Origin of the sequence: Pandoraea sp. NPDC090278 (genome assembly GCF_044772185.1) — a bacterium.
In the GTDB taxonomy this organism is placed as follows: domain Bacteria; phylum Pseudomonadota; class Gammaproteobacteria; order Burkholderiales; family Burkholderiaceae; genus Pandoraea.
The window spans coordinates 258077-272480 of sequence record NZ_JBIVYJ010000003.1 but is presented as its reverse complement, the minus strand read 5'-3'; the positions used below and the strand labels follow the sequence as shown (position 1 = coordinate 272480).

Genomic DNA, 14404 nt, shown 5'->3' with positions numbered 1-14404 from the left:
CCATGAGCCTTACCAAAGAAAAAACGCTCGAATTGTTGTGGCAGCGCATGGCCGAGCGCGGCGACTTCCCGTCGCTGCAACGCTCGGTCACGGGCATCGTGTCTGCCATGCAAAGCGAGAACACCAGTACGGCCGACCTCGCGTCGTCCGTGCTCTCGGATTTCGCCCTTACCCAGAAAGTGATTCGTCTGGCCAACTCCGCCATGTATGCGCCGTTCGGCTGCAACGTGACGACGGTCTCGCGCGCGATCATGATTCTGGGCGTCGACACGATCGGCCACCTCGCCCTGAGCCTGAAGCTGCTCGAAGGTTTCGGCGAAGTCGCCGCACGCCGCGACGACATGGCGCGCGAACTGGCGCGCGCCACGCTGGCGGGCGCTTTCGCACGCGACATTACGGCCAAGAACGGGATTCGCGACGGTGAAGAGGCCGTCGTCTGCACGTTGCTGCATCACGTGGCGCGCCTGCTGGTGACGTATTGCTTCCCGAACGAATGGGTCGAGATTCAGGAAATTGCCGCCGAGCGGGGCATTAGCGACAGCGACGCCTGCGAGCAGGTGCTCGGCATCACGTTCCCCGAACTGGCCGAGGCCGCTGCCCGCAAGTGGGGCCTGCCGGAGTCGATTGCGACCAGCATGCGTCCGATCGATCTCGAAGGCGACGCCCCGCTCTCGCACGCCGACTGGCTGTGCGCCGTGGCGAACATGTCCAACGAGATGGTGACCGAGCTCACGCGCGGCGCAGATCCTGAGCGCCTGGCCGAACTCGCCGAGCGTTATGCCGACCGTCTGGCGCTGGACATCAGCGAAGTGGTATCGGTCGGTGAAGAGATGGCGCGCGACACGAGCCATCAGGAATTCATCGCCATCAGCACAGGCGCATCGAATACGCGTCAGCCGCCGGCGGGCAAGCCGCTGGATTCGGCGCGACGGTTGGCCGACGGGCTTTCCGAAGTGCGCGCCGCCACCGGCGAGACCGATGCCGTGGGTCTGCTCAACCTGACGCTCGAAGCGATTCTTCAGTCGCTCGGCTTCGTGAACTGTGCGGCCTTCGTGCGTTCGCCCGCGAGCAAGGTCTTCGAGATGCGCTTCGGCATTGGTCGCGAGGTACAGCCGTTGCTGGGCCTGACCTTCCCCGAAGCGTTCGAGCCGGACGTCTTCCATCTCGCGCTGACCAACGGTCGGGCGATCCTGATCGACAATGCCCGCGAGCCGCGCATCGTACCCCGCATTCCGCTGTGGCACCGTCAGCATTTCTCGAACGTGAAATCGTTCTTCCTGCTGCCGGTTCGCCAGCGTAACCAGACCGTGGCGCTGCTCTACGGCGACTGGGGCGGCGCATTGTGCGCGGGCGGCATCGGGGCGAAGGAAATGGAGTTCCTGCATTACATGGGGGAGGAGATTTCCAGCAAGCTCGAAAGCGTGGCACAGCAAAACACCGCGACCGGCACGAATGCCTCCGATTCGCTCGCTCGCAGACCGTCGGGCACCACCGGGCGCTGACACGCTTCACGACACCGGACAGCCTTACCTACGCCCGCCTGACAATTGTCGGCGGGCGTTTCACTTTCGCGCTCACCTTCGCTTTCCTCCCCCCTTTCCGACGCAGGCCACAGACACCATGACGTCGCCGGGATGATGTCGTCACCGTCTCCGGTGTCTCGGCATTTCATATGTCAGACGCAATCTTTGGTATTGCGAATCCGATATGTGGAGGGACATCGATCCGGTGGTGCCCCGGCGACACAGGACATTTTGCATATGGACGGTCGCCTTCGCGTCGGTTGCATCGTCACCTCTGAGCGCTCGCCGACCCTTGCCGTACAAGGCGTTCACGCGTTCGGACATCGCCGCAAGAACTCAGGCGTACTATGTCGCCAGACCGCAGTTTTTCTCCATGACTGCGCGTCGGTCACTGGTCGTCTGTCGCCCGTCGTGAGACCGGGTGTTTTTTGACACGACTCGCTGCGCCCCGGTAAAAAATTTACGCTCGGTTTCGCCAAGCAAATCAATTCGTACCGTCGGACCAGGAGAAGACATGACGCAATCTGCTGCTGCACCGGTACATCCGGTCGACGAGCGCCTGCCGCTCCCCAAGTTGTTCACGCTGGGATTGCAACACGTGCTGGTGATGTATGCGGGAGCCGTTGCAGTACCGCTGATCATCGGCGGTGCCCTCAAGATGTCGGTCGATCAGATTGCATTTCTCATCAATGCCGACCTGTTTGCGTGCGGTATCGCCACACTGATTCAGACGCTCGGCCTCTGGATCTTCGGTCTGCGCCTGCCGATCATGATGGGGGTGACGTTTACTGCCGTCACACCGATGATCGCCATCGGCACGAATCCCGACCTCGGCTTGCTCGACATTTACGGGGCGACGATTGCCGCCGGGATCATCGGCATACTGATCGCGCCCTACATCGGTAAGTTATTGCGGCTGTTCCCGCCAGTGGTGACAGGCACCGTGATTACGGTGATCGGCATTTCGCTCATGGGCGTGGGCATCAACTGGGCGGCTGGCGGCTTCGGCAATCCGGATTTCGGTAATCCGTTGTATCTGGGCGTGTCGTTTGCGGTGCTGCTCTGCATCCTGTTCATCACGAAATACGTGCGTGGCTTCTTCTCCAACATCGCGGTGCTGCTGGGGATTCTGTTCGGCACGATGGTAGCGATTGCGCTGGGCAAGGTGTCGTTTGCGGGGGTGTCGGAAGCCCCGTGGTTCGGTTTCGTCATGCCGTTCCATTTTGGCGTGCCGCGCTTCGATCCGATCGCCATCGCGACGATGACGCTGGTGATGCTCGTGACGTTCATCGAATCGACCGGCATGTTCCTCGCGGTGGGTGACATCGTGGGGCGTCCGGTCGATCAAAAAACGCTGGTGCGCGGATTGCGTGTGGATGGTCTCGGCACGGTAATCGGCGGCATCTTCAACACGTTCCCGTACACCTCGTTTTCACAGAACGTGGGACTGGTCGGCGTGACGGGTGTGAAGAGTCGCTGGGTATGCGCGATGGGCGGGTTGATTCTGATCGTGCTGGGATTGTTTCCGAAGGTGGCGCACGTGGTGGCGTCGGTGCCGCAATTCGTGCTGGGCGGCGCGGGAATCGTGATGTTCGGCATGGTGACGGCCACGGGCATCAAGATTCTGTCGACGGTGGATCTGTCGAAGAACCGCTACAACCTGTACATCATTGCGATCAGTATCGGTGTGGGGATGATTCCGGTGGCGTCGGACAAGTTCTTCATGAAGCTGCCGCACGCACTCGCCCCGTTCTTCCACAGCGGCATTTTGCTCGCGTCGATCAGCGCGGTCCTGCTTAATGCCCACTTCAACGGTCTGCGCAGCGAAGAGGAAGCGAACGCGCTTGCGCAGGAAGCAGGCAAACAGGCGGATGCTGCGCATTGATGGATGAAAGCGCGATGCAGCCGCACCTCATGCGGCTGCGAGCAACGCGCGGGCGCGGTGCTTGATCGTCTTCAGAACATCGACCATGTTCGCGCGCGCGATTTCAGCGTCGTACTGATTTTGCAGATTGAGCCAGCTCTGCGCATCCACGCCAAAGAACGCCCCTAGACGCAGTGCGGTATCGACGGTGATCGCCCGTTTGCCGAGCACGATCTCATTGATCCGGCGAGGGGGCACATCAATGGCCTTGGCCAGTGCGTATTGCGAGATGCCCATCGGGCCGAGCCACTCTTGCGCGAGAATCTCGCCCGGTGTTGCCAGCGGTACTTGTCGGGTCATGATTGTCCTCCATCGACCTTTCTCGAACTCAGCAGAAATATCGGAACACACCCACCTATGCGGTCGCGCTGCGATCAGTGGTAGTCGACAATTTCGACGTCGGAAGCGGTGCCCGCGTCAAAACGGAAACACAGCCGCCACTGGTCGTTGATCCGGATACTGTACTGTCCCAGACGATTTCCGCGCAGCGCTTCAAGTCTGTTACCCGGGGGCGCGCGTAAGAAACTCAGTGTTGCCGCCGCATGGAGTTGCTGAAGCTTGCGCATAGCGGCCGACTCGACCGCACGCCAGCGCATCACGCGACGCCCGTTGAACAGCAGTGCCGTATCCCTGCATTTGAAATTTTCAATCAAGAAACATAATAACGTATCGCGTTATTAACGCGTGACGTCAATAGTAAAGCGAGGCGCCGGTCACGTCAAATCGAGAAGGCGAGTCCACGCATGGCTGGGGGGCCGAAGACACACCATCCTATCGACATCCGCTTAGTGAAAGTTCCGACTCGAGATCGTGAGTTCGCCGAGCATCGACGAGAGATCGATCAGGCGATGCGCGACCAGATGGGTCACGCGCTCCTCGCGCTGCCATACCCCTTCCACGCCCAATAGGGACGACGCCAGCAACTCCTTGCGCTGCGCCTCCACCAGATCGGGCCAGACGATCACGTTGATGACGCCCGTCTCGTCTTCCAGTGACACGAAGACCGTGCCATTGGCCGTGCCCGGCCGCTGTCGTCCCGTCACGATGCCGACGGTGCGTACACGTCTGCCATGCACGCCCTCGGACTGCAACTCCTTTGCCGTGCGCACCCGCATCTTGTTCAACTTCTCGCGCAACAGCATCAGCGGGTGACGCCGAAGCGTCAGCCCCGTACTCGCGTAATCGGCCACGATGTCCTGCCCCTCGGGCATCGGCGGCAGCGCCACCTGCTCGTCCGTGCTGCCGGGCGCGGCGTCGCGCAAGACGGTTGCGCCCAATAGCGGCGTGGGCGGCTGCCACGCAGCGACCGTCCAGCGTGCCTGACGACGTCCGCCCAACAACGCCGACAGTGCATCTGCCGCAGCCAGCGCATCGAGGTCGCGACGCGATAATGCGGCTCGGGCGGTGAGGTCGTCGATATCGGTAAAGGGTCGTCGACGACGGGCATCTTCGATGGCTTTTGCCCCCTCGGCAGATAGGCCCTTGACCAGCGACAAGCCCAATCGCACCGCCGGACGACGTGCCTCCCCATATCGGGTGATCCTGACTTCAGGACGTGACTCGACATCGCTCACGCACACGTCCACCGCCCGAACTTCGACACGATGCCGACGCGCATCCTGCACCAACTGCGACGCCGAATAAAATCCCATCGGCAAACTATTGAGCAAGCCGCACAGGAACATCTCCGGCGCGTGACACTTGAGCCACGCGCTTGCGTAGGCGAGCAACGCGAAGCTCGCTGCATGACTCTCAGGAAATCCGTACTCGCCAAAGCCTTCGATCTGTCGGCAGATAGCCTCGGCAAACTCACGCGGGTAACCGTTCTTCAGCATGCCGTCGATGATGCGTGTCTGAAATTTTTCGAGGCCGCCCTTGCGCTTCCATGCGGCCATCGAGCGACGCAATTGATCGGCATCGCCCGCCGAAAAATTGGCAGCGATCATCGCGATCTGCATCACTTGCTCCTGAAAGATCGGCACGCCCAGTGTGCGTTCGAGCGCGACCTTGATCTCCTCACGCGGATAGACCACCTCCTCTTTCTTCTGCTTGCGGCGCAGATACGGATGCACCATCCCGCCCTGAATCGGCCCGGGACGCACAATCGCGACTTCGATCACCAAATCGTAGAACGTCTCCGGTTTCAGACGCGGCAGCATGCTCATCTGCGCGCGCGACTCGATCTGGAAAACGCCCACCGTGTCGGCACGACGAATCATGCCGTACGTCGCGGGATCGTCTCGCGGAATATCGGCAAGCCCGATCGGCGCGCCACGCCACTCCCCTAACAGATCGAGCGTACGACGCAATGCGCTCAGCATGCCGAGCGCAAGCACGTCGACCTTGAGCAGCTTGAGGGTCTCGATGTCGTCCTTGTCCCATTGAATGACGTAGCGGTTCTCCATCGCTGCCGGTGCAATCGGCACGAGCCGCGACAGTCGGTCGCGAGCGATCACGAAACCGCCCACGTGCTGCGACAGATGCCTGGGAAAACCGATGAGACGAGCCACCAGATCGGCCCACAACTGCGTCGTCGGCGCGTCAGGCGATAGACCCTGCGCCGCCATGCGCGCGAGTAGGTTCTCTTTTCCGTCCCACCACTGCTGACTCTGCGCCACCTGCTCGACGATCGACAGATCGATGCCCAACGCCCGCCCCGTGTCGCGCACCGCGCTGCGCATGCGGTAACTGATGACCGTCGCAGCCAACGCCGCCCGGTCGTTGCCATACTTTTTGTAGATGTACTGGATGACCTCTTCGCGCCGTTGATGCTCGAAATCCACATCGATGTCCGGCGGTTCGTTGCGCTCCTTCGAGAGAAACCGCCCGAACAGCAACTGCACCTCGTCGGGATTCACGGCCGTGATCTCAAGGCAATAACACACCGCCGAATTGGCTGCCGAACCTCGGCCCTGACAGAGAATGTTCTGACTGCGAGCAAAGCTCACGATGTCGTAGACCGTCAGGAAGTACGGCTCGTACTCGAGGTCGCGGATGAGTGCCAGTTCGTTCTCAATGAGCTTGCGCACCTTCAACGGCAAACCGCCCGGATAACGTCGCTTCGCGCCCGCTTCCACCTCCTGACGCAGGTACGACTCCGGCGTATGCCCCGCAGGCACCAGCTCTTCCGGGTACTCGTAACGCAGACTACGCAAGTCGAAATGACAGCGAGAGGCAATCGTCACCGTCTCGGCCAGTGCGTCTTTCGGATAAAGCCACGCGAGCCGCAGCCTTGTCCGCAGATGCTGCTCCGCATTGGCAGCGAGCGACAACCCACAAGCCTGCACCGGCTTGCCCAGCCCGATGGCCGTGAGCGTATCCTGCAACGGCTTGCGCGAACGCACATGCATGAGCACGTGTCCCGTCGCGACGAGCGGCACGCCACACTCGGCGGAAATGGCGCGCAAACGTGCCAGTTGCGCCTCGTCGTCGGCACGATGGCGGCGCTCCAGCGCCAGCCACACACGCCCCTCGCCAAAGGTCTGCGCCGCCCAGCGAGTCTGCGCCAGCGTACGTGTATCACTCGCGTCGGGATCCGGCACGAGGATGATCAGACAACCTCGCAAACCCAGCAGATGGGCGTGCGCCTTGTCCGGTGCGCTGAAATCCCTTGCGTGCAGGCGATAGCTGCGATTCGGACCTCGCATACGCCCGAGCGTAATCATCTCGGACAGATTGCCGTAGCCCTCGCGATGCTGCGCGAGGGCTACGAGATGCACGGTGCCGAGGGCGTCAAGTTCCGAGGCAGACGACATGTCCACTTCCGGCGTCAATCGAAACTCACTCCCCACGATCAGCGACACCAACGGTGGCTCATGCTTGGCCGACTCCGCCAGCGCCCGAACTACACCGGCCAGCGAACACTCGTCGGTAATCGCCAACGCGGTGTAACCCAGATGCACTGCGCGCGCAATCAACTCTTCCGGATGCGACGCCCCCCGTTGAAACGAGAAGTTCGACAGGCAGTGCAATTCGGCATATGCGGGCAGGCTGTCGTCTTCCTGTCCACGCAGGACAGAGGGTGCCGCATCGGGAGTATCGGCACCGTCGTCGTTGGCGGCCAGCCCTTCGGTCGGCCCTTGCCACGGGAGAAAATCGTCGACATTCATAAGACTGCGTCCCCGTCCGTCTTAACCGAACAGGCCATGCAAATACCAGGCAGCGTCTGCCCCTTTCACGGGACGCTCCCGAAACACCCACAGCAACGCCCCCGTCATGTCCGCCGCGATGAAGTAATCGCGCGTGACCGTGCCCGGCTCCCACCAGCCAGCCTCGATGCGCTCCGGGCCGCTCACCAGTTGCAACGGCCCCTGCCGCCACGGACGCTCCTGCTGCATGCTGAGCCGCTGGGGTGCGTCGAGCAGCCAGGCGGGACGCGGCGGCAGTGCATTCACGGTATCCGGCAGATGACGATTCGACGCAGACGTCGCCCCTGCCTCCGCGCCCATGCCCGCACTCATCCCCGCATTCACGCCATAAGGCACGCTCACGAACGCCGCCTCGGGACGATGATCGCCACGCACCTGCAAACGCCGCACGTGTTCATCTCCCAGACGCGCCGCAACGCGCTCCATCAATTGCACGAAATCCTGCCGCTCGCGCCCCGGCTCGGGCAGCAGCGAACCGCTTTGCGGGACATGCTGCGCCGTCTGCGTGACGTCGAGCCGCAATGTCAACACCGGCGCGACCAGTGGAGAACGCGCCAGCCGTTCCTTGCAGAGCGACAGCAAGTGCGCCGGTGCGGCGCTCGCTTCGGCCAGACGAATATCGAAACGCGTCGGCGCCACGGTCTCCCGGCCAAGTGGCTCGTGTTCGAGAATCAGCGTCAAGGCCTGCGTGGCCAGTTGTCCGGCGGCGAGCCATCCCGTCAGTTGCGCGAGCAGACGACGCAAGCCGAACAGCAAGACTTCGACGTCGTGCGTGAGCGACGGCAATGGCAGCACGGCTTCGAAATGCGGCGGCGCGCGATACCACGCCGGCGCTTCCGGCGCTTCGCCATAGGCGCGTGAAAGCGATGCGGGCAGCGCGGCACCGCAGCGACGTCTCACACCCGCCGACGGCAGCGCACGCAATTCGCCCAACGTCGCGCAACCGATCTGGGCGAGCCAGTCGAGCCACGGCTGCGCTTCGGGCAGCAACGCCACCGGAAGCGGATCGAGTTGCGCCGGTAGCGCCGCCAATGGCGGTGGCAGCAGTGGCTCGGGAGGCCACGATGACGAGGATGACAACGCCGACGACGACAGCGATAGCGCCGCCCCGGACGTCACCGCCGACTTCGTCACCGGCACGATCGAGCGACGCGATGCACGCGACTTCATCGCTGCTTGCATGTCCTGAGACGTCGGCGCATGAGGATCGACGTGCGTCGGCACAGTCTGCGCAGCCCGTGCGAGCAATGCCGCCGCGCTGGCCGTCGCGGCAATCCCCAGCGACGCCCGGTGCCCGAGCGCCCCGGCACTTTCCAGCACCTGTGCCACCAACGACGCCAATCCACCAAACAGACGCAAACTCGGCGCGACGTCGATCAGGACACACTGTGGTGCGGCAATCGCCACGTCGGGACCGAAACGCAACAACGCCAGCGCCAGCGCTTCAAGCGCGAGCGTCTCGGCGGCTTCGTCGCGATCGTGAAACCGCGCCTGTGGCAGTAACGCGAGAACACCGCCGCGACGCATGCCCGGTTGCACACCCGCCGCCTGCGCCGCCTCGCTCGCCTGCCAGACACGCGACTGCGCCAGCACGACCGTCGTGTCGGCTTGCGCGTCGCTCGCCTCCGCCGTCCCTGCCAGCCCGTCAGCCCGTATGCACGACGGGAGTGATGGGAATGACGTGAGCGGCGAGGCGATCTCGAGTGCCAGACAGGGCAGATGCAGGGCGATCCAGCAGGCCATGCGAGACTCCGGAAGCAGAAACAAAAGACACCGTAGACGGCACGGGCGACGGTGCCGGATCGGGCTGGGCATGCAGCGGCGTTTCGTCATCTGCGCCCCTGGTCAGCGATTGCGGCGCACGCGTATAAGGCGCAGGCAACGTCAGCCAGAGCGGTTCGGCACGAGGCGGTCCACGGCGCTTATGAAACTGCACGCCGAGGCGGCTCTCCTCTCCGACGACCAGTCCCAGCCGTAACGGCGCTGCGGACGCGCTCGACACAGCCGCTGGCGGACGCATCACCCAGGTCAGCGTTTCGCCACCACCAGCGGCCACCTGAAGCCGCCGAAGCTGCTCGGGTGTTGCGGCCGGTAGCCAGGTCAGCACCGCCCCGCAGCACGCACTCTTGAGCGCCTGCTCGGCGCACCACAGCATGTCGCGGTCCTCAGGCCTCATACCCTGTCCACCGCCCTGTCCCCCGGCCCCGCGTCGCACCCTGGAGGTGCGCGTCGACCGGGACGCCGGAGACGCTGTATAAGCCGGACGCATCACCACGCTCAGCCACCGCAGATCGATGCCCCACCCCGCCAGCGCCGGGGCATAGGGCAGCATCGGCGGTGCTATCACCATGACCGGCTTTCTTGCCTGCGTCAGATCGCGCAACGCCGGTGCCAGCAAACGCCATTCACCGATACCCGGACGATCGCTCAGCAGTTCCGTCACCGCGCCATGCGGCCACCCCGCGCCGGGCAGCTCGGCGTCGAGCGCGGCGAAACCGGTGGTGTGGCCCGCGCGATGGCAATGCGCCAGCTCACTGGCACGCCATAGCCCGGCAGGCAGAGGGGAGGAAAGCGGGAGGGTCATCATGCGCCCGAATACTGTATGAATGTACAGTATAACAGTTCATTTGCCGTCGACGGCATCTTCATGGCCGCCCTATCACGCCAATCGCGCTTGCGGGCAAACGTCGGCCCGGCTAACGTGAGCGTCATTGCACGCAACCCACTCCTCATGCCGCTCCCGACCACTGCCACCGCTCCCTTCTGCCCCGCCGAGGTCAAAGGCAGCATCGTCATCGACGCGCGTCAGTCGCGCTGGACCAAACTCAAACGCTTCGCCGGCCCCGGGCTGCTCGTCGCCATCGGCTACATGGATCCCGGCAACTGGGCGACGGACATTCAGGCAGGATCGCAATTCGGTTACTCGCTGCTTTGGGTCGTCGCGCTCTCGAGTCTCGCCGCCATCTTTTTGCAGATGCTGGCAGCGCGTCTGGGACTGGTCGCCGGACGCGATCTTGCGCAGGCCAGCTACGAACGCTACGGCCGCACGGGCCGCTTCGTCCAATGGATCACGGCCGAAATTTCCATCATTGCGTGCGATATCGCCGAAGTGCTCGGCTGTGCACTGGCCTTCAAGCTGCTGCTGGGCGTACCCATCGCGTGGGGGATCGTGCTCACCGCGCTCGACACGATGATCGTGCTGGGACTACAGGGCAAAGGCTTCCGTCAGATCGAAGCCATCGTTTTCGGACTGATCGGCACGATGGCCTTCTGCTTCATCGCGCAGGTCGCGATGGTGCCGCCCGACTGGCACGCGGTGGCTGCGGGTCTTGTCCCGGGCGCACCCAGTCACGACCGACGCGACGCCATCGTACTGGCGCTGGGCATCGTCGGCGCGACGATCATGCCGCACAACCTGTACCTGCACTCGTCCGTCGTGCAGACCCGACGGGTCGTCGGCGGCAAGCGCGGCGACGTACGCGACACACTCGCGTTAGTGCGCATCGATACCTGGGTCTCGCTGCTGATCGCCATGTGCGTGAATGCGGCCATTCTGATTCTTGCAGGCTCGGTCTTTCATGCGAGCGGTCAGACCAACGTCACCGATATCGAGCAGGCGTATCAGTTGATTACGCCGATTGCGGGGGGTGCTGCCGCCTTCATGTTCGGTATCGCCTTGCTGGCTTCGGGGCAAAGTTCGACACTAACGGGCACCATCGCCGGGCAAGTCATCATGGACGGCTTCCTGCACATGAAGATTCCGTGCTATCAGCGTCGGCTGATTACGCGCGGACTCGCACTCGTGCCCGCGCTGATCGGGGTACTGTGGCTCGGCGACGGCGCGGTGGGCAAACTGCTCGTGTGGAGTCAGGTGCTGCTCAGTCTGCAACTGCCGTTTGCCATGTGGCCGCTCATTCGCTCGGTCAGCGATGCGCGCGTGATGAACGGCAATACGATCGGACGTCCCACGCAGGTGTTCGCGTGGTGCCTTTTTGCCGTCATCAGTGCGACCAATCTGTTGCTGATCTTCGGGCTGGATTGAGATCGGCCAATTTCGACAGAAATGTCTCCATCCAATAGGAAAACTCACAAACTGCGGCGCAATACCCGATGCGCCGCCGTTTCGTTTTCAGCTTACAAACCGAGGTCGCTCAACCCCGGATGGTCGTCAGGGCGACGCCCTTGCGGCCAGCGAAACAGCCGTTCGCTCTCGGCAATGCGCGAATCGTTGATGCTGGCATGGCGTACGGCCATCAGCCCCTGCGCGTCGAACTCCCAGTTCTCGTTGCCATACGAGCGGAACCAGTTGCCCGAATCGTCCCGCCATTCGTAGGCGAACCGCACGGCGATGCGGTTCTCGGTGAACGCCCACAATTCCTTGATCAGTCGATAGTCGAGTTCGCGCTGCCATTTGCGTGTCAGGAATTCGACGATCTGCTCGCGGCCGCGAGGGAACTCGGCACGGTTTCGCCAGCGGCTGTCGACGGTGTAAGCCAACGCAACCCGCGCCGGATCACGCGAGTTCCAACCATCCTCGGCCATGCGAACTTTCTGAATTGCAGTCTCCCGCGTGAACGGCGGAAACGGCGGACGTGCTTCAATATCTGCCACGGCGATGCTCCTGTCAGAAATGTGAGGGGAACGACTTGCCGAGTGTATCGCCAAGCCACATTCGTCGCTTGGCGCGGGGTACGCAGGATGTAAGTGGGCGTCACAACGCGCCAAAAACGCGTGCTACCATCAGCACCCCTTACCAGCGCTTACTAAAAGCGACAAACAACTTTAAAGAGGTAAGGGCTTCAGATGTCCGCATCGGAACGATGCCACGACGCATCGTCCGGCGGGTGACAACACACTCAGGGGTATCACCGTGCAGAAAAGGAAGTCCAGCATTGCGCTGCTCAGCGCTGCCATGCTCTCTATGGCCGTGCTCGGCGGTTGCGCCACCGAAAGCTCGCGTACCGTGGAAGTCGCCAAGGTCGAGAGTGCCAGCCGTCCGTACGTCGGCGTGCGCACACCGATCGCTGTCGGCAAGTTCGACAACCGTTCCGCGTATATGCGCGGCGTTTTTTCCGATAACGTCGATCGCCTTGGCAGCCAGGCCAAGACAATTCTGATTACCCATCTGCAGCAGACCCAGCGCTTCAACGTGCTCGACCGCGACAACATGGCCGAGATCCGTCAGGAAGCCGACATCAAGAAGACGCAGCAAACGCTCAAGGGCGCCGACTACGTGATTACCGGCGATGTGGTCGAGTTCGGCCGCAAGGAAGTGGGCGACAAGCAACTGTTCGGCATTCTCGGCCGTGGCCGCGAGCAGATCGCTTACGCAAAGGTCAACCTGAACGTGGTCGATATCGCCACGTCGGAGGTCGTCTACTCGAGCGGCGGCGCGGGCGAATTCGCGCTCTCCAATCGCGAAATCATCGGCTTCGGCGGTACTGCGGGTTACGACTCCACGCTCAATGGCAAGGTGCTAGACCTCGCCATGCGCGAAGCCGTCGACAAGCTCGTCGCTGGCATCGAGAGCGGTGCCTGGAAGCCGGGCAAGTAAGCGCACCGACACCCTTTTTTGCAGCATGCCGTAGCGCGTGATTCGTCACGCGCTCGACCTTGCACGTCAGGACATCTATCGTCATGAATCGCACGTTCTCGTCCGGCCGGATCGCCGTTGCAGCCATCGCCGGCAGCGCCATCCTCGCACTCTCCGGCTGCGCCACACCGCCCAAGCCGCTGTACGACTGGGAAGGCTACCAGCCGCAAGTCTACGAATACTTCAAGGGCGAATCGAAGGAAGCCCAGATCATTGCACTGGAGCGCGATCTGGAGAAGATCAAGGCATCCAATCACGCGGCGCCCCCCGGGTATCACGCTCACCTCGGCCTGCTGTACGCGTCGGTCGGCAAGTCCGACAAGATGGTCGAAGAGTTCCAGACCGAAAAGCAACTGTTCCCCGAATCGGCCAGCTACATCGACTTCCTGCTTAAGAACAAGACCCCGGAGGCCAAGCAATGATCGCCCGACTCTGCAAGTGGATGACGGTCGCCGCACTGGCCGCTGTGATGACCGGCTGCGCCGTGCATCAAGCCAAACCGTATGACTACACCGCGTTCAAGGAAAGCAAGCCGAAGTCGATTCTAGTGCTGCCGCCGCTGAACGAGTCGCCGGATATCGACGCGACATACAGCGTGCTCTCGCAAGTGACGGTGCCGCTGGGCGAAGCTGGTTACTACGTGATGCCGGTGACGCTGGTCGACGAGTCGTTCCGTCAGAACGGTCTGACCGTCGCCGGTGACATCCATCAGGTCAGCCCGGCCAAGCTGCGTGAGATCTTCGGTGCGGACGCTGCGCTCTACATCAAGATCAATCAGTACGGCACGAAATACATGGTGCTCGACAGTGCCACCGTCGTAACGGTCTCGGCCGAACTCATCGATCTGCGCAACGGTGCGAAGCTCTGGAGCGGTGCAGCCAGCGCGTCGAACAATGAGGGCAACAACAACAGTGGCGGCGGGCTGATCGGCATGCTGATCACGGCGGCCGTCAAGCAGATCGTCAACAGCGTGTCGAACGCCGGTTACACGGTCGCGGGCACGGCCAATGCGCGACTGCTGTCCGCCGGACGTCCCAACGGCATGCTCTACGGTCCGCGCTCGCCGAAGTACGGCACTGACTGACCGGGAAACTGGGCAGACCTCGCACTGTCACCTATAGTGGTAACGCATGCGGCGGCCGGCATTCCCGGCCGCTCATCGCCCGGACCGATAGCGACACCTCGCCGCAGCGCGGGGACAAAAGTGTCAGACGAT

The 14404-nt window shown here is 62.7% G+C and carries 12 protein-coding genes; 6 read left to right on the top strand and 6 right to left on the bottom strand.

Annotated features, from left to right (window positions below):
- Nucleotides 1-2: 2 nt before the first annotated feature.
- Nucleotides 3-1502: an HDOD domain-containing protein gene (locus ACIQWO_RS13595; protein WP_402824553.1), complete on the top strand. Its 1500-nt coding sequence runs from the start codon at nucleotides 3-5 to the stop codon at nucleotides 1500-1502.
- Nucleotides 1503-2037: 535 nt separating this feature from the next.
- Nucleotides 2038-3408, top strand: a complete 1371-nt coding sequence (locus tag ACIQWO_RS13590; RefSeq protein ID WP_039397060.1) for a nucleobase:cation symporter-2 family protein — start codon at nucleotides 2038-2040, stop codon at nucleotides 3406-3408.
- Between the two features lie 27 nt (nucleotides 3409-3435).
- Here the strand turns inward: ACIQWO_RS13590 and ACIQWO_RS13585 are convergent, their stop codons facing one another.
- The 5 genes from ACIQWO_RS13585 to ACIQWO_RS13565 all read right to left on the bottom strand — a co-directional run bounded on the left by ACIQWO_RS13585 (nucleotide 3436) and on the right by ACIQWO_RS13565 (nucleotide 10182).
- Nucleotides 3436-3747 carry a HigA family addiction module antitoxin gene (locus tag ACIQWO_RS13585; RefSeq protein ID WP_039397058.1) on the bottom strand — a complete coding sequence of 104 codons (312 nt, stop codon included), beginning with the start codon at nucleotides 3745-3747 and terminating at the stop codon, nucleotides 3436-3438.
- 74 nt (nucleotides 3748-3821) lie between these two features.
- Nucleotides 3822-4100 carry a type II toxin-antitoxin system RelE/ParE family toxin gene (locus ACIQWO_RS13580; RefSeq protein ID WP_402824548.1) on the bottom strand — a complete coding sequence of 93 codons (279 nt, stop codon included), beginning with the start codon at nucleotides 4098-4100 and terminating at the stop codon, nucleotides 3822-3824.
- 132 nt (nucleotides 4101-4232) lie between these two features.
- Nucleotides 4233-7556, bottom strand: coding sequence for an error-prone DNA polymerase (locus ACIQWO_RS13575; protein WP_402824545.1), 3324 nt, complete (start codon nucleotides 7554-7556; stop codon nucleotides 4233-4235).
- Between the two features lie 21 nt (nucleotides 7557-7577).
- The gene (locus ACIQWO_RS13570; protein ID WP_402824542.1) at nucleotides 7578-9338 is read right to left on the bottom strand and encodes a Y-family DNA polymerase; all 1761 of its coding nucleotides are present in this window, start codon (nucleotides 9336-9338) and stop codon (nucleotides 7578-7580) included.
- On the bottom strand, nucleotides 9241-10182 hold the full coding sequence (locus ACIQWO_RS13565; protein ID WP_402824539.1) for a damage-inducible protein: 942 nt from the start codon (nucleotides 10180-10182) through the stop codon (nucleotides 9241-9243). The genes ACIQWO_RS13570 and ACIQWO_RS13565 overlap by 98 nt, the downstream gene beginning before the upstream one ends.
- Nucleotides 10183-10326: 144 nt before the next feature.
- Between ACIQWO_RS13565 and ACIQWO_RS13560 the strand changes: the two genes are divergently transcribed.
- On the top strand, nucleotides 10327-11637 hold the full coding sequence (locus ACIQWO_RS13560) for an Nramp family divalent metal transporter (protein ID WP_402825363.1): 1311 nt from the start codon (nucleotides 10327-10329) through the stop codon (nucleotides 11635-11637).
- Between the two features lie 92 nt (nucleotides 11638-11729).
- Here the strand turns inward: ACIQWO_RS13560 and ACIQWO_RS13555 are convergent, their stop codons facing one another.
- Nucleotides 11730-12206 carry a DUF1348 family protein gene (locus ACIQWO_RS13555; RefSeq protein WP_402824536.1) on the bottom strand — a complete coding sequence of 159 codons (477 nt, stop codon included), beginning with the start codon at nucleotides 12204-12206 and terminating at the stop codon, nucleotides 11730-11732.
- Between the two features lie 301 nt (nucleotides 12207-12507).
- Here ACIQWO_RS13555 and ACIQWO_RS13550 point away from each other — a divergent pair, with 301 nt between their 5' ends.
- From ACIQWO_RS13550 to ACIQWO_RS13540, 3 genes are all read left to right on the top strand, one after another.
- Nucleotides 12508-13149 carry a CsgG/HfaB family protein gene (locus ACIQWO_RS13550; protein WP_402825360.1) on the top strand — a complete coding sequence of 214 codons (642 nt, stop codon included), beginning with the start codon at nucleotides 12508-12510 and terminating at the stop codon, nucleotides 13147-13149.
- An 83-nt stretch (nucleotides 13150-13232) separates the two neighbouring features.
- Entirely contained in the window at nucleotides 13233-13610 is a 378-nt protein-coding gene (locus ACIQWO_RS13545) for a DUF4810 domain-containing protein (protein WP_402824533.1), read from the top strand.
- A complete protein-coding gene (locus ACIQWO_RS13540; protein WP_402824530.1) occupies nucleotides 13607-14272 on the top strand; it encodes a DUF799 domain-containing protein in 666 nt (221 codons plus the stop codon). The genes ACIQWO_RS13545 and ACIQWO_RS13540 overlap by 4 nt, the downstream gene beginning before the upstream one ends.
- Nucleotides 14273-14404: the final 132 nt, after the last annotated feature.